Below are 17482 nucleotides of genomic sequence, written 5' to 3' on the forward strand. Positions count from 1 at the left end.
ATGGTGCCGGCACCAGGAGTCGAACCCGGGACCTACTGATTACAAGTCAGTTGCTCTACCAACTGAGCTATGCCGGCTCGGGACCGATCCAAGCGAACTGCAGAATCGGAAAAGCGTTGGCGTGGCTGGGGTACCAGGATTCGAACCTGGGAATGCCGATACCAAAAACCGGTGCCTTACCACTTGGCTATACCCCAGCAGTTTGGTGGCCAGAGACGGAATCGAACCGCCGACACGGGGATTTTCAATCCCCTGCTCTACCAACTGAGCTATCTGGCCGCTGCCAACGGTGCGTATTAAACAAGATACGGCCTTAGGCGTCAAGCCCTTCCGTTTCATGAAGATGCCGAAATGGCATCGGTGCACGCCCGCTCACTGGTCCCGCGGAATGTAGCCCTCGGCCTGGTCGGTCTCGCGGTTATCGAGAAAGCGCTCCATCTGGTCGTTCAGATACTTCCGTGACTCCGGTTCGAGCATGTTCAGGTGTTTCTCGTTGATCAGACGGGTCTGCAGCGCCTGCCACTCCTCCCACGCCTTTTTAGAGACATTTTGCTGGATGTCCTGCCCCTTCTTGCCCGGCAGCGGCGGAAAGGGCAATGCTTCTAGCTCCTGCTGATACTTGCGGCAGAATACGGTACGGCTCATGGTGGCTCTCCCTGTTTCTACGCTTTGTCTGAAAACTGCCTGCGCTCGGCGACTTTTCGGACAAAGCTTAGGTCTTGAGTGGCTTGAACCCTGAATCATCTGGGCTTGGATCGTGCCGAGGCTCAGCTCGCCGGGGGCTCGAGCGAGAATGGCGGCAGCGTCATCAACAACGACTTGACCGGCGTGGCCAGTCCGATGCTGGCAGGATTGCCAGGATCGTACCAGCAGCGCGATTCGTCCACAGCCAAGGTGGCACCGCAATGGGCCGGCTGCGGCGTGATCTCCAAGCGAAAGTGGCTGAAGACATGGGTGAAGGGGGACCAGGCGCGGCCGAGCACGGCACCCGGAGCGTAGCTGTCCAGCCAGGCCTCGAGCGACGTGGTGTCGTCGAACTGGGGCAGCCCCCAGAGCCCACCCCAGAGACCGCTGGAGGGGCGCTGCTCGAGCAGCACCCGCCCCTCGGGGTCCTGCAGCAATAGCATCCGGGTGGTGCGCGTTGGCAACACCTTCCGGGGCTTCGACTCGGGAAAGCGGCGCTCCTCACCTCGGCGGTGGGCCACGCAGACATCCGCGAAGGGGCAGGACATGCAGTCGGGCTGCCCACGCCGACACAGGGTCGCGCCGAAGTCCATCATCGCCTGGGTATAGTCGACCAGGCGCTCCCCGGGGGTGTAATGCTCGGCCAGGGCCCAGAGGCGACGGGCCACGGTCGTACGTCCCGGCCACCCCTCCACGGCATGCAACCGGGCCAGGCTGCGCTTGACGTTACCGTCGAGAATGATCGCCCGCCGCCCGCTGCTCTGGGCGATGATCGCACCCGCGGTGGAACGCCCGATCCCTGGCAGCTCGGACAAGGCCTCGAGCTCCAGCGGCAACTTGCCGCCATGGCGGTGAGCGATCTCGCGGGCTGCCTTGTGCAGGTTGCGCCCACGGGCGTAATAGCCCAGCCCCGTCCATAGGTGCAGCACCTCGTCCTGTTCAGCCTTGGCCAGGGCGGCGACATCGGGAAAGCGTGACATGAAGCGCTCGAAATAGGGAATCACCGTGGCAACTTGGGTCTGCTGCAGCATGATTTCCGATACCCAGACCCGGTAGGGCGAGCGCTCCTGCTGCCAGGGCAGATCATGCCGCCCATGGTGGTCGAACCAGGCCAGCAGACGGCGCTGGAATTCGCCCGGGGGAAGCACCGGCATCGGCATCTCAGTCATCGGCGTCATCGGCGTCATCGGCAAAAACACCCTGAAGAAAAGCAGCACGAAAAAAAGCGCCGACTAGGGAAGTCGGCGCAGAAACTGACTTGCTTGATGCTCAGTTGAATAGACCGCGCAGTGCATCGCGAAGTTCCTTGCCGTCTTCACCCAAGCGCTCTTCGAGTCGTTCCAGGGGGCGCTCCAGACGACGTTCGATCTCGCCGCCGGCACGGCGCGAGACTTCGTCACGCAGGAGCTCGACCAAAGTGGCCTGGAAGGCGTTGCGATCGAAACGGCACCACTCGCTGCTGTCGCCGCCGAGCTCGCCCGAGCAGCGCACCGGCAGGGGCACGCGCTCCAGCCGCGGATTGACCGAGCAGGCCGCTTCGGAACCGTCGACGAAGCCTGCCGCGGCGCGCAGGTCGAAGCGCTCGGTGACGAGGTCCAGCTCTCCCTCGCCATCCATGTCGATCCCGGGGATGGCGACCAGAATGCTTTCGCTGCGGGCAACACCATCGCTGATGCGCAGGCTAGCCTCGGCACGCTCGAAACGCGTGTCATCGCTCCAGTCCCTGTCGATTTCCTTGCCCTCGACCATGGCGGCGAGGGTGCACAGCTCCTCGGAGACGTTGACGTTGAGCAACGCGCCCTCGTCGATATGGCCACTCAACCGCCCGTTCAGGTTGCGCCTGAGTGCGGGCAAGGTGTTGTAGCGCGACTCCAGCACACCCTCAAGGGAAAGGCGCCCACGCAGAGGAGAGGGCTCCTCTTCCTTGGAAAGCGCCTGCAGCAGGGGTTCCAGGCGCACCCTGGACAGCTCGGGGGACAATTGCCAGTGTATCGGGTCACGTGCCAGGTCGAGTTCGCCACTCGCCCTCATCTCGCCACCATAGAGCTTGGCGCCGAATCGATCCAGGCGCTGGCGTCCATCGCCACCGGATATCGCCAGGCTCACATCGGTGAAGGTAAGTCCACCCAGCTGCAGGCCCTCGAGTTCGACGCCGCCATCGAGGGTAAGCTCGGAAAGCCACTCCACGGGAACCAGGGGTGCGGCTTCATCGGCATGGGCCTTACGGATACCAAAGAAGCCACGCTTGGAAGCGCTCTGTTCCGCTCCCTCAGGCGGGGGCAGATAATTATCCAGATTAAGGCTGTCACCCTGCAGGGCCAGTGCCAGCATACGACCGTCGAAGCCCATGCCCAGGCTACCGGTGAAAGTGCTGTCGTCCAGTACCAGCGTCAGACCGGAAAGCTCTGCCCGACTCAAATCACCCCGTATGGGACTGGTCAGTGCCACATCGGAGAGCGCCTGGGGGCCGGCCATGGCGGGTAGCCGATCGATGCGCGCAAGCCAGGGCCGCATCGACAAGGGTGCCAGACTGACCTGGCCGCTGTAGGAAGGCGCGTCATCAAGCCCGGCCAGGTTGAGATTGCCGCTCAACCGCAGGTCATCGGGGCCGGTGAGCAGCAGGTCGCGTAGCTGAGCCGTGCTTTCCGCCAGGTCCGCTTCCAGGGCGAAGGCCAGTGCCAGTGGGATGGCCGACTCCCCTAGTTGAGGGTGTTGGACACTCCCTTCCAGGCGCCCTTCCTGCAGCTGCAGGCGCTGGCGTGACAGGTCCAGCACCAGCTCCTGGCCGGTCAGGTCAGCCTGCTGCCGGCCCTGGACACCGCCCAGACGAGTCGCCGTGCTCATTTTCAAGCCTTCCAGGACATAGCGCCGCTGGGCCAGAGCCAGGCGCACCCGGCCCTCGAGGGAAATCGTGCTGGCCAGCCTCGGCGTTCGCTCGAGCTCTCGCCAGTCCAGCGTCCCGTAGGAGGTCAAGGTAAAGGAGGTCTTGAGGGGAAAGGCGCGCTCCGGATTGACGTTGGTGCCGGAAAGGCTGACATCATCGAGCAGCCACTCACTTTCTGCCGCCAGGTCGCGGAAGCCTACGGCGCCATTACGCACCTGGACGTTGGCGATGTTGAGCGCCACGGCCAGGTTGCTGCCCTCCATGCTCGGCCCAGCACTGGCCGGTGCCAGCGCCGACTCGGCACCCTCGCGCCGTTCATCCAGGCGCTGTAGCAGCGGCTCCCAGTTGCCCTGCCCCTGTTCGTCTCGCACCAGCCGAAGCTGCATGCCGTCCAGGGTAAGGCCTTCGATGCCGATTTCGCCACGTAGCAGGGGGGCAAACGCCAGGCTTACCTCGGCCTTGTCGAAGGCCAGGAAGGGAGGTGCGTCCGGCGCCTGATCGGGCAAGTGGCTCTCCACCCGCTCCACGCTCACCCCCAGCCGAGGATAGAACGACCATGCCAGCGGCCCATTCAGCGTCAGCTCCATGCCGCTATGCTCGCGCACCACTTCGATCAGGCGCGGCTTGAAGTCCTCCGGATCGAGGAAGGTGGTGACGTAGACCACCGCTGCTACCACCGCCACGCCCAATACGCCGATGGCCGCCAGCAGGGTTTGCAAGAGTCGCTTCATGGTTTACCGCCTCCTTGCAGCGGTGGAGCCAGTTCGAAATAGTTTCCGGCCGCGTGCAAGCGATAGCCCAGCCGGGAAAGCAACAGTTGGTCGGCCATTGGCAGCTGGGAGGCGGGGGCGCGCAGGTCGAGCCCCTGGGCGGCCGCAGCGCTACTGACCAGTGCCAGCAGGCGGGAGCCCACGCCACGCCGGCGGGTTGTCTTGCGCACGCAGAGCTCCGAGAGCCACCACGCTTCGCTGTCGCCACGCACGGCAACGGCACCCAGCAGGCGCTCATTGAAGCGGGCGCAGCCGAAGAAGTGGCCAGCCTCGAGATGGTGCCGAATGAAGTCGTCCACCGGCACGGAGAGCCGCTCTACCGGTGCATCGGCATAGATGCGCGGCAGGTCATGCCGGGCCTGCGCATCCGAAGCCCAGGCGGCGTGATCGACGATATGAAGCGTAACCGGCATGGTGGATCTCCCTGGGCCGCGGCTCAGGGCCGCCGCTGTGATGGGCGCATTGTAGCGGATGGGGGGCTCGATTCTCTATAATGAACGGCCCCATGATGGCAAGAACCGACTTGCCTGCCCGGTAGCCGTACCGTCAGGGCCTCCCGGGCCCACCCATGCCGACGCGAGAAAGCGCGAGAGAGAGTCCGACATGTCCGAGCGAATCGCCACGGTAACCCGTGACACCCAGGAAACCCAGATCACGGTGACCGTCAATCTCGATGGCGAAGGCCGGCTGGCCTGTGAGACCGGCGTCCCCTTCCTCGATCACATGCTCGATCAGGTGGCGCGTCACGGCCTGATCGACCTGGACATCAAGGCGGTGGGCGATCTGCATATCGACGATCATCATACCGTAGAAGATCTCGGCATCACCCTCGGCCAGGCATTCGCTCAGGCGATCGGTGACAAGCGCGGCATTCGCCGATATGGCCACGCCTATGTACCGCTGGACGAAGCACTCTCCCGGGTCGTGATAGACTTCTCCGGCCGCCCCGGGCTGTTCATGGATGTCGAGTTCACCCGCGCCGCCATCGGCCGCCTGGATACCCAGCTGTTCTGGGAGTTCTTCCAGGGCTTCGTCAATCACGCCAGGGTCACGCTGCATATCGACAACCTGAAGGGCTTCAATGCCCACCATCAGGCGGAAACCATCTTCAAGGCCTTCGGTCGCGCGCTACGCATGGCCGTTGAGCCGGACCCGCGCATGGCCGGCCAGATGCCGTCCACCAAGGGCTGTCTGTAGTTTCGACGACCGAAAACTGAGGAGCCTCCATGACCATTGCCGTCATCGATTACGGGATGGGCAATCTGCATTCGGTTGCCAAAGCCCTGGAGCACGTCACCCACGAGCATGTGATCATCACCCGCGACCCTCGCTGCATTCGCGGTGCCACTCGTCTGGTGCTGCCAGGCCAGGGCGCTATCCGCGACTGCATGGGCGAACTGGAAAAGACCGAGTTGCGCGGCCTCGTCCTGGAACTCCTGGCCAGCCAGAGCAAGCCGCTGCTGGGCATCTGTGTCGGACAGCAGATGCTGCTCGATCACAGCGAGGAGAACGGCGGTATCGCTTGCCTGGGCTTCCTCCCCGGCGAGGTGAAGCACTTCCCGACCGACATGCGCGATGCCAACGAGCAACGCCTCAAGGTGCCGCACATGGGCTGGAATCTGGTGCATCAGCATCATGACCATCCGCTGTGGAACGGCATCGACCAGGACGAGCACTTCTATTTCGTGCACAGCTATTACGCCGAGGCCAGCGACGATGCCACGGTATTCGGCACCACCGAGTATGGTCGGGTCAACGCCCATGTGGCCATCGGACGCGACGCCACCTTTGCCGTCCAGTTCCACCCGGAGAAGAGCTCCCGGGCCGGACTCAAGCTGCTGGAAAACTTCATCAACTGGACGCCCTGACGCGTAATGCAGTAGCCCCAGAGGCTGCGCCAACCGAGGACACTGACATGCTGGTAATCCCCGCCATCGATCTCAAGGACGGCAAGTGCGTACGGCTGAAGCAGGGTCGCATGAATGACGCCACCACCTACGGTGACGACCCCGTGGCCATGGCCGCGCGCTGGGTCGAGGCCGGTGCGCGCCGCCTGCATCTGGTCGATCTCAACGGCGCCTTCGAGGGCAAGCCGGTCAACGGCGAGGCAGTGACGGCCATCGCCCGGCGCTGGCCGGAACTGCCGATCCAGATCGGCGGCGGCATCCGCTCCGCCGAGACCATCGAGCATTATCTCTCCGCCGGGGTCTCCTACGTGATCATCGGCACCAAGGCCGTCAAGGAGCCCGCCTTCGTCGGCGAGATGTGCCGCGCCTTTCCCGGCCATGTCATCGTCGGACTCGATGCCCGTGACGGCTTCGTCGCCACCGACGGCTGGGCCGAGGTCTCCAGCGTCAAGGCCACCGACCTGGCCAAGCGCTTCGCCGATGACGGAGTCTCCAGTATCGTCTACACCGACATCGCCCGCGACGGCATGATGAATGGCGTCAACGTCGAGGCCACGGCCCAGTTGGCCCGTGAGGGCGGCCTGCCGGTGATCGCCTCCGGCGGCGTCACCGACCTCGAGGATCTGCGCGCACTGGTCGCCGCCGGTGAACCGGGCATACTCGGCGCCATCACCGGCCGCGCCATCTACGAAGGCTCGCTGGACGTGGCCACGGGCCAGCGGCTATGCGATGAACTGACTGCAGGGCTCGACCGAGCCGGGAGCTGAAAAGATGGGTCTTTCCAAGCGTATCATTCCCTGTCTCGACGTCGACGGCGGCCGCGTGGTCAAGGGCGTCAACTTCATCGGCATTCGCGACGCCGGCGACCCGGTGGAGATCGCCCAGCGCTACAACCTCCAGGGCGCCGACGAGATCACCTTTCTCGATATCACGGCCAGCCACGAAGACCGCGACACCACCGTCGAAATGGTCGAACGCATCGCCGGCGAGGTGTTCATTCCACTGACCGTGGGCGGCGGCATCCGTACCTGCGACGACATTCGCACCATGCTCAATGCCGGTGCCGACAAGGTGTCGATCAATACCGCGGCAGTGAACAACCCGGACTTCGTGCGCGAGGCCGCTGACCGCTTCGGCAGCCAGTGCATCGTGGTGGCCATCGACGCCAAGCGGGTCTCCGGCGAAGGCGAGCCGCCGCGCTGGGAGATCTTTACCCATGGTGGCCGCCGTCCGACCGGTCTCGACGCTGTGGAATGGGCGAAGAAGATGGTCGAATTCGGTGCCGGCGAACTGCTGCTGACCAGCATGGACCGAGACGGCACCAAGTCGGGCTTCGACCTGGGCGTGACCCGGGCCATCTCTGACGCGGTGACTGTGCCGGTGATCGCCTCGGGCGGCGTCGGCACGCTGGACCACCTGGTGGATGGCGTGCTGGAAGGTGGCGCCGATGCGGTGCTGGCGGCCAGCATCTTCCACTTTGGCGAATACACCATTCCCGAGGCCAAGCGCTACATGGCCGAACGCGGTATCGAAATGCGTCTCTAGCAGAGACTCTCTGGAGTGTTATCGTGACACCGTCATGGATGAGAACTTGCCGGCTGGTCGCTGTTTGCCTGTCGCTGGCACTCCTGCTGCCCTCGAAGGCGGCCATGGCCGAACAGCAGGCGACCTGGCCGCCACAGCTGGAGGTCAGTCATGTGCTACTGCAGACCAGTCTCTATACCCGCCATTTCAGCCCTCAGCCCGACCACAACAATCATCAGGAGCTGATCAGCCTTGAGTTGCACAATCCTCAGCGCTGGCTGGTCGGAGGCGCCCGCTTCCTCAGCTCCTTCGACCAGGAAGCCGTTTACCTCTATGCCGGACGTGAATTTCCTTTCTGGAAGCCGACCGAAGACATCACCGTGAGAGCCAAGCTGACCGCTGGACTGCTGCATGGCTACCGGGGCGAATATCAGGACAACATTCCCTTCAACCGCTTTGGCACCGCACCGGCTGCCTTGCCCAGCCTGGGGCTGCAGTGGGGACGCTTCGAGACCGACCTGATCGTCTTCGGCACCGCTGGCGCGATGGTCCTCGGCGGCATCCGATTCTAGGGAAGGTCGGCTGAACCTCGTCTAGTCTGCTTCGAGACCCAGATTGCTCACACCCTCGTTACGACCCAGCCGACGCAACGCCTTGAGCGCATCGCGGTCCAGTTGGCCTTCAGCGGCTTCAAGCACCGCGTCCTGGAAGTCGTTTTCGTCCGCCATCAGTGGATGCTCCCGGATGCGGGCTGCCAGACGCTGCGCGTCCTCCTCCCCTTCGGTGAGCTCGATGAAAGCACGCACCCCGCCCTTGGAGACACGACTGACTTCCAGCACCGCCTCTGGGGCCTCGCCACGCAGCGTATCCAGCAGCGCCGACATCGCCACTACCGCCTCCATCGCCCGGCGAACGCCGAAGCTATCATCCGTCGCCGCCGGCTCCAGTTCGGCCAGCTTCTCGGCCTGGCGGTCGAAGTCGATGCGCGCCTCCTTGACCGCCAGTTGCTCCCATACCAGATCAAGAATCGCCCTGAGGCCGGCAGGGTTCCCTTCTCCGGTCGTCTGCGCATAGAGCGCATAGTTGGGCAGCATCCGCTCGCACAGCGCCGCCATGAAGGCTTGCTGCTGACGCGGCGAAAGGGCCTGAAGACGCTGATGAAAGCCACCGGTTGGCTGGCTCATGGATTTTCTCCGCAAAATGAGGGTCTTGGTGTGAGGGCAAGTACGACAGAGGCATCATGGCCACAGGACCTCGCTGGCAACCCGCCCACCGCCATCGAACAGCACGCCTTCGGAGACCAGCCGTGCGCGCTGTTCGATGGCTCCGGGATGGTCGGCCAGGCGACGCGACGCCGTGATCACGCGAAACCAGGGTAGATCATGCCCTTGCGGAAGGTCCCGCAGCGCCCTGGCCACCAGCCGCGGCGTGCCGCCGTCGGTCATCGCCGCAATGCGCCCATAGGTGGTAACGCGGCCCGCCGGTATCTCGGCAATGATCGTCAATATCTGTTCTCGCAACGCCGGCTTCATGTACCCTTGCGCCCCCTGTCATGTTTCGTATTCCATCGATGGCGAGGTTCCCATGCATCTACACCTGCTTCAACACAGCCCTCACCACGGCCCCGCCCGCATCGCCGACTGGCTGGACAGCATGGGCCACAGCCACACGGTGTTTCATCTCCACGCCGGTGAGGCACCCCCCGACCTGGCCGACTGCGATGCTCTTATCGTGCTCGACGGTGCCATGGATATCGAGGATGCCGCAGCCCACCCCTGGCTCAAGCGCGAGCGCAAGCTGATCGCCCGGGCACTGGATGGCAACAAGCCACTGCTGGGCATCGGCATGGGCGCCAGGCTGATCGCCGCGGAACTGGGCGCCACGGTGGGCCGTGGCACCTTTGCCGAAGTCGGCTGGCACGAAGTGACCCTTGCCCCCGAGAGCCCCTTCGATCTGCCGGAACGGTTCACGGCGTTCATGTGGCATCGCGATGTCTTCGCCCTGCCCGACGACGCCCTGCCGCTGGGCGGCAGCTCGGTCAGTCCCGTCCAGGGCTTCGCCTGGGATGCGGGCAGAGCCCTGGGCCTGCTGTGCCATATCGAAGTGACCCGCGCCGGCGTGACAGAGCTGCTGGACCGCGAGGGACAACCGAAAGGCAGCGAGGCGAGCCCACACGTGCAGGCTCGAGAAGCGATCCTGGCCGACACGGCGCGCTTCGACCGGCTCGCACCACTGCTCGATCGGCTGCTGAGTCAATGGCTGCGAAGCGCTCCCGCCTGAGCGGGAATCAGGCTGGCTGCAGCCGCCCCGAGCCGTGGCGCGCCGCTTCGGCCGACCAGGACCGAGCGGCTGCCAGGCAACTGTCCCAGTCGCCGACGTGCAGGAACCGCTGGGGATCGCGGCGCTCCAACTGATAGCGGTACATGGGATCGTAATATTCCGTCAGCAGCGGCGCCAACCATGCCTCGTGGGCCTGGGTATTGCCGCGCTCGTGCTCGCGAAACGCCAGGGCCTGGAGCCTGGCGATACGTGCCAGGCGAGCACTGCCCAGCCGTTTCCTCAGTCGCGACAGCGCGGTGGCGAGCTGCTTGCGCATCAGCGTCCAGCCCAGCCATTCACCGCACTGGTGACGGTAGATAGCCCAAAGATCATCGATGTAGTCCTTCTGGATCTGGCCGATCCGCCAGTCCAGCGGCATCTCCACGCGGATACGCGGCGCCTGTTCCATGGCTCGCCAGAAGGCAAGCGGCACGCTGGCCGCGCCGATCTGACGTGACTCGTCCTCCACCACCAGTGGACCGTCAAGCGAGAGCAGACGTAGCCCCACGGCGTGTTCGAAATCGATCTGAGAGGGTGCCGGCAGCGGGTGGCGGCCAAAGGCGGAACCCTTGTGTCGGGCGCAGCCCTCCAGGTCCAGGCCATTGCCCAGCGCCTGAATCAGCGCCGTCTTGGCGCAACCGGTGAGCCCGCCAACTACCAGCATCGGCTGCTCGGCGGCAGCGTCGATGCGTGCACACAACCCCTGCCGCATGGCTTTCCAGCCGCCGTCGATGCGGGGTCGTTCGAGCCCCGCGTCGGCCAGCCACTGCTGGGCGATCTGCGAACGCAGACCCCCGCGAAAACAGTAGATGATGGCCCCGGGCTGCGCCTGCAGCAGGGAGTGCCAGGCCGCTACCCGTGCGTCCTTGATGCCACCACTGACCAGCCGCTGGCCGAGTTCGATGGCCGCCTGCTGGCCGCGCTCCTTGTATTCGATGCCGACCAGGCGACGTTCCTCGTCATCCATCAGCGGCAGGTTGACCGCACCGGGCAGGGCGCCCTGGGCGAACTCGACCGGTGCGCGCACATCGATCAGCACGCGTCTCTCTCGCAGCAGGGATAGATCGGGCTCGACCAGCGGCAGGCTCATCCGCGCACCTCTATCAGCGCCGTCCCACCGGCCCGAATGATCTCACCGAACGGGACCAGCTCGATGCCGTGAGCACGGCCGATGCGCTCCACGTCATCCTGCCAGGAAGGATGAACCGAGATCAGTAGGCCACCGGAAGTCTGGGGGTCGCAGAGCCATTGCCAGTGCGGCTCGTCCATCTCCTTGAGGACAGCCCCCAGGGCCTCCCGATTGCGAAGGGTTCCGCCCGGTACTGCGCCACGGCGGCGATAGGCCTCGGCCTCGGCCAGTCGTGGCAGGCGCCGGAAATCGATCCGGGCCGCTACATCGCTGGCGGCACACACTTCGGAAAGGTGACCGGCCAGGCCGAAGCCGGTGACGTCGGTCATGGCATGCACGCCCTTTACCTTGGCAAGGTCCATGCCGATCTGGTTGGATTTCAGCATTGTCTCCCGGGCCAGGGTCTGGTGCCCGGACTCCAGCAGCCCCTGCTTCTCCGCCGTGGTCAGAAAGCCCACCCCCAGCGGCTTGGTCAGGAAGAGCAGGTCGCCGACCTGTGCCCCCTTGTTGAGCTTGAGGTGTTCGAGGTCCACCAGGCCATTGACCGCCAGGCCAAAGATCGGCTCGGGGGCATCGATGGAGTGTCCGCCAGCCAGGGCGAGACCGAGTTCACGGCATACCGACTGGGCCCCGGCCACCACGTCGCCGGCGATCTCCGGCCCCAGTTTGTCCAGCGGCCAGCCAAGAATACCCAGGGCCAGTACCGGCGTGCCGCCCATGGCATAGACATCACTGATCGCATTGGTGGCAGCGATACGCCCGAAATCGAATGGATCGTCGACGATGGGCATGAAGAAGTCGGTGGTGGCAATCATGCCGCGGCCGTCACCCAGGTCGTAGACGGCGGCATCCTCACGCCCCTGATTGCCGACGAGCAGCTGCTTGTGGCCCGCACCCGGGCCAGCCTTGGCCAGAATGCTGTCGAGTACGTCAGGGGCGATCTTGCAGCCACACCCCGCGCCATGGCTGTACTGGGTCAGGCGGATTGCACTCATCTCGTTCTCCTTGGCAGTTCCTATCAACCATTCTATATCAGTGAGCCCCTGTTGCCTCACAGGGCCTCCAGGGCATCGGCAAGCTTGTCCACGGCAACCACCTCCATGCCTGCCGGGGCGCGTTTCGGCGCGTTGGCCCTGGGCACGATGGCCCGCGTAAAGCCGTGTTTCGCCGCTTCGACGATACGCTCCTGGCCGCTGGGCACCGGGCGTATCTCGCCGGATAGCCCGACCTCTCCGAACACCACCAGTTCGCGCGGCAAGGGGCGGTTCTGCAGGCTGGAGACCACCGCCAGCAGCACCGCCAGATCGGCGCTGGTCTCGAGCACCTTGACCCCGCCGACCACGTTGAGAAAGACATCCTGATCGCCGGTAAACAGGCCCCCATGGCGATGCAGCACCGCCAGCAGCATGGCCAGGCGGTTCGGATCGAGCCCCACAGCCACGCGGCGCGGGTTGCCCAGGGCCGATTCGTCGAGCAGCGCCTGCACTTCCACCAGCAGTGGCCGGGTCCCCTCCCACACCACCATGACCAGGCTACCCGAGGCCAGCGCTTCGCTGCGTGAAAGAAAGATCGCACTGGGGTTCTTCACTTCCTTGAGCCCGTGCTCAAGCATGGCGAACACGCCAAGCTCGTTGACTGCACCGAAGCGATTCTTCTGCCCCCGCAGGGTACGGAAGCGCGAGTCGGCTCCCCCCTCGAGCAGCAGCGACGCATCGATCATGTGCTCAAGCACCTTGGGGCCCGCCAGCGAACCATCCTTGGTGACGTGGCCCACCAGAAGCAGCACGGTGTTGCTCTGCTTGGCGAAGCGGGTCAGGGCAGCGGCCGACTCTCGCACCTGCGCCACCCCACCCGGGGCCGAGGCAATATCCTCCAGATGCATGGTCTGAATCGAGTCGATGATCAGAATTTCCGGGCGCTCTCGCTCGGCGACGGCCAGCACCGTTTCCACACTGGTCTCGGCCAGCATCTTGAGACCACGGGTGGGCAACTGCAGGCGGTGGGCTCGCATCGCCACCTGGGAAAGCGACTCTTCGCCGGTGACATAGAGCACCTGGCGGGACTGGGCCAGCTTGCAGGCGGTCTGCAGCAGCAGAGTCGACTTGCCGGCGCCAGGGTGCCCGCCCAACAATACCGCCGAGCCGGGCACCAGGCCGCCCCCCAATACCCGGTCGAACTCATCGAAGGTCGAGGAGAGTCTCGGCACCTCGGAAAGATCGACATTGCCCAGGTCGATCACTTCACGGGAAAGGTTTCCCGCGTAACCGCTGCGACCGGGAGCACCCGACGTGGCCGCCCCGGGACGGACGGCGGACAGCCTCACCTCGGTCAGGGTATTCCACTCCTGGCAGCTCGAACACTGGCCCTGCCACTTGCTGTATTCCGCACCGCACTCGGTGCAAACGAAAGCACTTTTCGCTTTGGCCATGCCGGCCCCTCTCCCAGATGACCGCATCATTCTAACAGGCGCCCGCAGGGCTGCACCCAGACGCACGAAGGCGGCCAGAAGGCCGCCTTCGGTTCCTACCAAACCCGCAATATTTACAGGCGCTGCAGCTGCAAGGCTTCGTTGTTCTGGAACCGGCGCCGCTGGGGATCGATCAGTTCCAGCGTTGACTCGTCGATACGCAGGAAGTAGTAGATCTGCCCTTCACCATCGGGAGTCAGCTCGTAGACCGTGGCATCGGGATCGACTGCGGTACCGCTCAGCACCTCCCAGTTGCCGGCATAGTTCTCGTCCGGCGGATTCTGCGGGTGTTCGCGATAGCTGGCATTCAGCGCGAAAGTACGCTCCTCCAGGGAGCTCTGCTCATCACCCATGAGCCGCACGTTCAGATCGATCCCCGCGCAGTTCCGGCAGGGCAGCGTGCCTTGGTAAGCCACTTCGTCGTCATCCATTGCCGGGTCGGCACGATCATCCATGGGGCCGGCTGCACAGCCGGCCAGGAAGGCCAGCATGGCCGAGCCAGCCAGCAGGGTCCTTATTTGCATTTTCTTACTCCTAACCTATGGGCTTGACGCCGTGAACTACGGCAGCCTGTCTCACAGCATAAACCCTCTCAGCTTCAGCAGACAGCCTCCGCCTCGTGGGGTTCCCGGGGGATGCCTTCAATTGGCGCCAGGATAAACGTGCATGAACACCAAAGCCAGAACGATGGGCATTACCACCAGGCTTCCCAAGTTGCCGATCAACACGAGCGAGGCCACCTTGTGGGGCTCCTGCTTGTACTGCTCGGCCACCAGGTAGTTGAGCACAGCCGGTGGCAAGGCAGCAAATACCCAGAGTGACGCTGCCTGCAGCCCGGTCAGCTCCAGCCACAGGATCATGGGCACAGCCAGGATCAACCCCGATAGCGGGCAGAGCACGGCGCCGAGCAGCCCGGTCTTCCAGTCACCGAAGTCGATATCCAGCATGCGCACCCCCAGCGCAAACAGCATCAGAGGGATGCAGACGCCACCCAACATATGCAGCGCCTCGAGCAGCCACCCCGGCAATGGCACCCCTCCCAGATTGAACCCCAGCCCGGCGAGGCTTGCCAGTACGATGGGCATACGCAGCAGTCGCCACAACGGCGTACGAGGGCTGAGAATATAGAGCCCCACGGAAAAGTGCAGCAGCATCTCGACGATGAAGAGCACTACCGCCGCCGGCAGGGCTGCTTCACCGAAAGCCAGCACCAGCAGCGGGATTCCCATATTTCCCGAATTGTTGAACATCATCGGTGGCAGGAAGGTCTTTGGTTCCAGCTTCAGCAGCTTGGCCACCGGCCACAGCACCAGGCCGGAGCCCAGCACCACCACCGCCGCCGCCAGTGCCAGCCCGGCATACTCCGCCAACGGTGCCTGCCGGTCCGCCAGGACGGCGAACACCAGCATCGGCACGAAAATTTCCATATTGAGAGTATTGAGGCTGCGAATATCGGGAGTGCGAAAACGCCCGTAGAGGGTGCCACAGCCTGCGATCAGAAATACCGGTAGCAGCGTGGCGATTATCTGTGCGGTCATCGAAAGGGTTCCGGGTATTCGGTTTCGCTCAAGTGCGCCTAGGCTAGCACGTCGACGGCTTGCGCGGTCACGCCGCTCAGGTCAACATGGGCTAAAGTTTCACGTCATCGAGCCAAGCGAGAGAGCATGAGCCAGTTATGGAGCCCCGCCGTGCGCGAGCTGACCCCCTATGTGCCGGGAGAGCAGCCACGGGAACGCGTGATCAAGCTGAACACCAACGAGAACCCCTACCCGCCGGCACCTAGCGTCGAGGCGGTGCTGCGCGAGTATCCCGCCGACCACCTGCGCCTCTACCCGGACCCGGAGTCTCGTGCCCTGCGCCAGGCCTTGGCTCGCGAATACGGCGTAGAGCCCGAACAGGTTTTCGTCGGCAACGGATCGGATGAAGTGCTGGCGCTGGCTTTCCAGGCCTTCTTCTGTCACGGCGAACCGCTCGAGATGCCGGCCATTACCTACAGCTTCTATCCGGTCTATTGCCGCTTGTATGGCATCGAGCGACGTACCCTGCCACTGGATGACCAGTGGCGTGTCGATCTCTCGGCTTTCTCCGCGAATAGTGCCGGCGTTATCTTCGCCAACCCCAACGCCCCTACCGCCCATGGCCACTCACGTGATGCCATTGCCGCGCTGCTGGAGCGCATCACCGACCGTGTCGTACTGGTCGATGAGGCCTATGTCGATTTCGGCGGCGAAAGCGTCGTTCCGTTGGTCTCGAGCCACCCAAACCTACTGGTTACCGGTACCTTTTCCAAATCCCGCAGCCTGGCCGGGATGCGCCTTGGCTATGCCATCGGTACGCGTGAACTGATCGAAGGCCTCGAACGAGTAAAGGACTCGTTCAATTCCTACCCCATCGACAGCCTGGCCAGCGCCATCGGCATCGCCGCGCTCGAGGACCGCGAGCACTTCGATGCCTGTCGAGGGAAGGTCATCACGACCCGTGAGCGGACTGTCAAGCGTCTAAAGGAGCTGGGCTTCGAGACATTGCCCTCCCAGGCCAATTTCGTGCTGGTGGAACATCCCGACTTCGATGCCGCTCAGCTCTTCGTCGGGCTGCGGGAGCGGGGCATTCTGGTGCGCCATTTCAATACCGATGCGCTGCGCAACTTTCTGCGCATTTCCATCGGCACCGACGACGAAATGGACTCCCTGATCGAGGTGCTGGAGGCACTCTGCAGCTGAGGCCATCGTGCCGACGACGGCTATCGATGGCCATCTGTGAAGGCCATTTTGAAGTGACAGTCAGCGCCAACGCTCCACAATGCGTTGATATTCGCCGCTTTCCCGAATGGCTTGGAGCCCCGCATCGAAATCGCGCAGCAGTCGCTCGGTGTCGGGGTTGTCCTTCAAGCCAACCACATACTCTTTGCTGGAACCAAACTCAGGCAACTTGTCGAACTGCCCCCGCAGCCCCATCTCCTTGAGCACATAGTCCCAGTTCGTTTCGTAGCCGGCAAAGCCGTCCAGCCGCCCCCGTTGCAGCATGCGAAACCCCTGCTCGATGCTGTTGAGTGGGTACTTCGATACCTCTTCCTGTTCGGACCATTCATCGCCGAAGTTGTAGCCCCGGACCATGCCGATGGTCTTGCCCTCCAGCGAAGCCAGGCCCTGCCACTCGATGTCCGTGTCCTGGTTGACGTAGACCCGGAAGGCGGCATCGTTGATCGGCGACTCGGAATAGGAAAAATAGGCCAGCCTTTCGGAGTTCATGCCAGTCGGATAGAGCAGATCGACGTTACCCTCTCTGACACTCGCCATCGCTCGCGCCCAGTGAGTGATGACCAGCTCAATGGTATAGCCCTGGGCATGAAAGCTTTCACGCAGGATGTCCCAGCTGTAGCCCTGGAACCTGGCAACATCGCTACCGGGGGGTAACATCACCTCCAGGATCGGAGGAGCCATGCCGCCTTCATAGAATCCATAGGGGGGGTAATCGTAGAGAGTGGCAATCCGCACACGTTTCTCTTCTGCCGCATGGGAAGCTGCCCCTGCCATCAGGCAGAGAGTCGCCAGGAAGCCCCCTAGTAGCCTTATCATGGCAGCCCCTTTTCACGACTTTGCTTGCAGCATAACCTTTAAACAAGAACAGCATCAAATTGTAACGTTATATTTCTGAAGATTACATTTTCGAGACGCCACGAAAAAACCCCAGCCTCTTTGGAAGCTGGGGTTTTGGGATAAATGCCTGACGATGACCTACTCTCGCATGGGGAGACCCCACACTACCATCGGCGCTGAGCGGTTTCACTGCTGAGTTCGG

19 protein-coding genes, 3 tRNA genes and 1 rRNA gene are annotated in these 17482 nt (G+C 63.6%); 7 read left to right on the top strand and 16 right to left on the bottom strand.

Annotated elements, in window-relative coordinates; translation table 11 throughout:
• Window position 1: 1 nt before the first annotated feature.
• The 7 genes from DU505_RS21555 to DU505_RS21585 form a co-directional block, all read right to left on the bottom strand.
• Window positions 2-77, bottom strand: a tRNA-Thr gene (locus tag DU505_RS21555).
• Between the two features lie 45 nt (window positions 78-122).
• A tRNA-Gln gene (locus DU505_RS21560) sits at window positions 123-197 on the bottom strand.
• Between the two features lie 6 nt (window positions 198-203).
• A tRNA-Phe gene (locus DU505_RS21565) sits at window positions 204-279 on the bottom strand.
• Window positions 280-372: 93 nt separating this feature from the next.
• A complete protein-coding gene (locus DU505_RS21570; protein ID WP_114481031.1) occupies window positions 373-645 on the bottom strand; it encodes an oxidative damage protection protein in 273 nt (90 codons plus the stop codon).
• A gap of 122 nt (window positions 646-767) precedes the next feature.
• Window positions 768-1853, bottom strand: coding sequence for an A/G-specific adenine glycosylase (mutY, locus tag DU505_RS21575; RefSeq protein ID WP_114481048.1), 1086 nt, complete (start codon window positions 1851-1853; stop codon window positions 768-770).
• A 100-nt stretch (window positions 1854-1953) separates the two neighbouring features.
• Window positions 1954-4299 (bottom strand): AsmA family protein, encoded by a 2346-nt coding sequence (locus DU505_RS21580; protein WP_114481032.1) that lies wholly within the window; start codon window positions 4297-4299, stop codon window positions 1954-1956.
• Window positions 4296-4751, bottom strand: coding sequence for an acetyl-CoA sensor PanZ family protein (locus DU505_RS21585; protein WP_114481033.1), 456 nt, complete (start codon window positions 4749-4751; stop codon window positions 4296-4298). Before DU505_RS21585 ends, DU505_RS21580 begins: the two co-directional genes overlap by 4 nt.
• Window positions 4752-4941: 190 nt before the next feature.
• On the opposite strand from DU505_RS21585, the gene hisB reads away from it, so the two are divergent.
• The 5 genes from hisB to DU505_RS21610 are packed head-to-tail and all read left to right on the top strand — an operon-like array spanning window position 4942 to window position 8341.
• The gene (hisB, locus tag DU505_RS21590) at window positions 4942-5535 is read left to right on the top strand and encodes an imidazoleglycerol-phosphate dehydratase HisB (protein ID WP_114481034.1); all 594 of its coding nucleotides are present in this window, start codon (window positions 4942-4944) and stop codon (window positions 5533-5535) included.
• Window positions 5536-5564: 29 nt separating this feature from the next.
• Entirely contained in the window at window positions 5565-6206 is a 642-nt protein-coding gene (gene hisH, locus DU505_RS21595) for an imidazole glycerol phosphate synthase subunit HisH (protein WP_114481035.1), read from the top strand.
• Between the two features lie 47 nt (window positions 6207-6253).
• A complete protein-coding gene (hisA, locus tag DU505_RS21600; RefSeq protein ID WP_114481036.1) occupies window positions 6254-7012 on the top strand; it encodes a 1-(5-phosphoribosyl)-5-[(5-phosphoribosylamino)methylideneamino]imidazole-4-carboxamide isomerase in 759 nt (252 codons plus the stop codon).
• A 4-nt stretch (window positions 7013-7016) separates the two neighbouring features.
• Entirely contained in the window at window positions 7017-7790 is a 774-nt protein-coding gene (hisF, locus tag DU505_RS21605; RefSeq protein WP_114481037.1) for an imidazole glycerol phosphate synthase subunit HisF, read from the top strand.
• 23 nt (window positions 7791-7813) lie between these two features.
• Entirely contained in the window at window positions 7814-8341 is a 528-nt protein-coding gene (locus DU505_RS21610; RefSeq protein ID WP_181872903.1) for a hypothetical protein, read from the top strand.
• A 21-nt stretch (window positions 8342-8362) separates the two neighbouring features.
• On the opposite strand, the gene DU505_RS21615 is transcribed toward DU505_RS21610, so the two are convergent.
• Both DU505_RS21615 and DU505_RS21620 read right to left on the bottom strand, forming a co-directional pair.
• Window positions 8363-8953: a YjaG family protein gene (locus DU505_RS21615; protein WP_114481038.1), complete on the bottom strand. Its 591-nt coding sequence runs from the start codon at window positions 8951-8953 to the stop codon at window positions 8363-8365.
• A gap of 54 nt (window positions 8954-9007) precedes the next feature.
• Complete coding sequence (locus DU505_RS21620) at window positions 9008-9301, bottom strand: MGMT family protein (protein ID WP_114481039.1); 294 nt, start codon at window positions 9299-9301, stop codon at window positions 9008-9010.
• Between the two features lie 52 nt (window positions 9302-9353).
• Between DU505_RS21620 and DU505_RS21625 the strand changes: the two genes are divergently transcribed.
• Window positions 9354-10049 (top strand): type 1 glutamine amidotransferase, encoded by a 696-nt coding sequence (locus tag DU505_RS21625; protein ID WP_114481040.1) that lies wholly within the window; start codon window positions 9354-9356, stop codon window positions 10047-10049.
• A 7-nt stretch (window positions 10050-10056) separates the two neighbouring features.
• Here the strand turns inward: DU505_RS21625 and mnmH are convergent, their stop codons facing one another.
• The 5 genes from mnmH to DU505_RS21650 form a co-directional block, all read right to left on the bottom strand.
• Entirely contained in the window at window positions 10057-11178 is a 1122-nt protein-coding gene (mnmH, locus tag DU505_RS21630) for a tRNA 2-selenouridine(34) synthase MnmH (protein ID WP_114481041.1), read from the bottom strand.
• Entirely contained in the window at window positions 11175-12212 is a 1038-nt protein-coding gene (gene selD / locus DU505_RS21635) for a selenide, water dikinase SelD (RefSeq protein WP_114481042.1), read from the bottom strand. The genes mnmH and selD overlap by 4 nt, the downstream gene beginning before the upstream one ends.
• Window positions 12213-12268: 56 nt before the next feature.
• Window positions 12269-13645 carry a DNA repair protein RadA gene (gene radA, locus DU505_RS21640; protein WP_114481043.1) on the bottom strand — a complete coding sequence of 459 codons (1377 nt, stop codon included), beginning with the start codon at window positions 13643-13645 and terminating at the stop codon, window positions 12269-12271.
• A 113-nt stretch (window positions 13646-13758) separates the two neighbouring features.
• Entirely contained in the window at window positions 13759-14208 is a 450-nt protein-coding gene (locus DU505_RS21645) for a copper resistance protein NlpE N-terminal domain-containing protein (protein WP_114481044.1), read from the bottom strand.
• Window positions 14209-14325: 117 nt separating this feature from the next.
• Entirely contained in the window at window positions 14326-15222 is an 897-nt protein-coding gene (locus DU505_RS21650; RefSeq protein WP_114481045.1) for an AEC family transporter, read from the bottom strand.
• 126 nt (window positions 15223-15348) lie between these two features.
• Between DU505_RS21650 and hisC the strand changes: the two genes are divergently transcribed.
• Window positions 15349-16404, top strand: coding sequence for a histidinol-phosphate transaminase (gene hisC / locus DU505_RS21655; protein ID WP_114481046.1), 1056 nt, complete (start codon window positions 15349-15351; stop codon window positions 16402-16404).
• Window positions 16405-16464: 60 nt separating this feature from the next.
• Here hisC and DU505_RS21660 read toward each other — a convergent pair whose 3' ends face one another.
• Together DU505_RS21660 and rrf are read right to left on the bottom strand one after the other, a co-directional pair.
• Complete coding sequence (locus DU505_RS21660) at window positions 16465-17259, bottom strand: substrate-binding periplasmic protein (protein ID WP_114481047.1); 795 nt, start codon at window positions 17257-17259, stop codon at window positions 16465-16467.
• Window positions 17260-17405: 146 nt separating this feature from the next.
• Window positions 17406-17482 (bottom strand): 5S ribosomal RNA (gene rrf / locus DU505_RS23160); the annotation flags it as partial.

Origin of the sequence: Billgrantia montanilacus, from assembly GCF_003336675.1 — a bacterium.
Lineage (GTDB): Bacteria > Pseudomonadota > Gammaproteobacteria > Pseudomonadales > Halomonadaceae > Halomonas > Halomonas montanilacus.

Excerpts from the sequence above, each read along its gene's own strand:
- hisC (WP_114481046.1), top strand. The coding sequence starts at position 15,349 with ATGAGCCAGTTATGGAGCCCCGCCGTGCGCGAGCTGACCCCCTATGTG.
- DU505_RS21580 (WP_114481032.1), bottom strand. The coding sequence starts at position 4,299 with ATGAAGCGACTCTTGCAAACCCTGCTGGCGGCCATCGGCGTATTGGGC.
- mutY (WP_114481048.1), bottom strand. The coding sequence starts at position 1,853 with ATGACTGAGATGCCGATGCCGGTGCTTCCCCCGGGCGAATTCCAGCGC.
- DU505_RS21585 (WP_114481033.1), bottom strand. The coding sequence starts at position 4,751 with ATGCCGGTTACGCTTCATATCGTCGATCACGCCGCCTGGGCTTCGGAT.
- hisF (WP_114481037.1), top strand. The coding sequence starts at position 7,017 with ATGGGTCTTTCCAAGCGTATCATTCCCTGTCTCGACGTCGACGGCGGC.
- DU505_RS21570 (WP_114481031.1), bottom strand. The coding sequence starts at position 645 with ATGAGCCGTACCGTATTCTGCCGCAAGTATCAGCAGGAGCTAGAAGCA.
- DU505_RS21660 (WP_114481047.1), bottom strand. The coding sequence starts at position 17,259 with ATGATAAGGCTACTAGGGGGCTTCCTGGCGACTCTCTGCCTGATGGCA.
- radA (WP_114481043.1), bottom strand. The coding sequence starts at position 13,645 with ATGGCCAAAGCGAAAAGTGCTTTCGTTTGCACCGAGTGCGGTGCGGAA.
- selD (WP_114481042.1), bottom strand. The coding sequence starts at position 12,212 with ATGAGTGCAATCCGCCTGACCCAGTACAGCCATGGCGCGGGGTGTGGC.
- DU505_RS21650 (WP_114481045.1), bottom strand. The coding sequence starts at position 15,222 with ATGACCGCACAGATAATCGCCACGCTGCTACCGGTATTTCTGATCGCA.
- hisH (WP_114481035.1), top strand. The coding sequence starts at position 5,565 with ATGACCATTGCCGTCATCGATTACGGGATGGGCAATCTGCATTCGGTT.
- hisA (WP_114481036.1), top strand. The coding sequence starts at position 6,254 with ATGCTGGTAATCCCCGCCATCGATCTCAAGGACGGCAAGTGCGTACGG.
- DU505_RS21645 (WP_114481044.1), bottom strand. The coding sequence starts at position 14,208 with ATGCAAATAAGGACCCTGCTGGCTGGCTCGGCCATGCTGGCCTTCCTG.
- hisB (WP_114481034.1), top strand. The coding sequence starts at position 4,942 with ATGTCCGAGCGAATCGCCACGGTAACCCGTGACACCCAGGAAACCCAG.
- DU505_RS21625 (WP_114481040.1), top strand. The coding sequence starts at position 9,354 with ATGCATCTACACCTGCTTCAACACAGCCCTCACCACGGCCCCGCCCGC.
- DU505_RS21620 (WP_114481039.1), bottom strand. The coding sequence starts at position 9,301 with ATGAAGCCGGCGTTGCGAGAACAGATATTGACGATCATTGCCGAGATA.
- DU505_RS21615 (WP_114481038.1), bottom strand. The coding sequence starts at position 8,953 with ATGAGCCAGCCAACCGGTGGCTTTCATCAGCGTCTTCAGGCCCTTTCG.
- mnmH (WP_114481041.1), bottom strand. The coding sequence starts at position 11,178 with ATGAGCCTGCCGCTGGTCGAGCCCGATCTATCCCTGCTGCGAGAGAGA.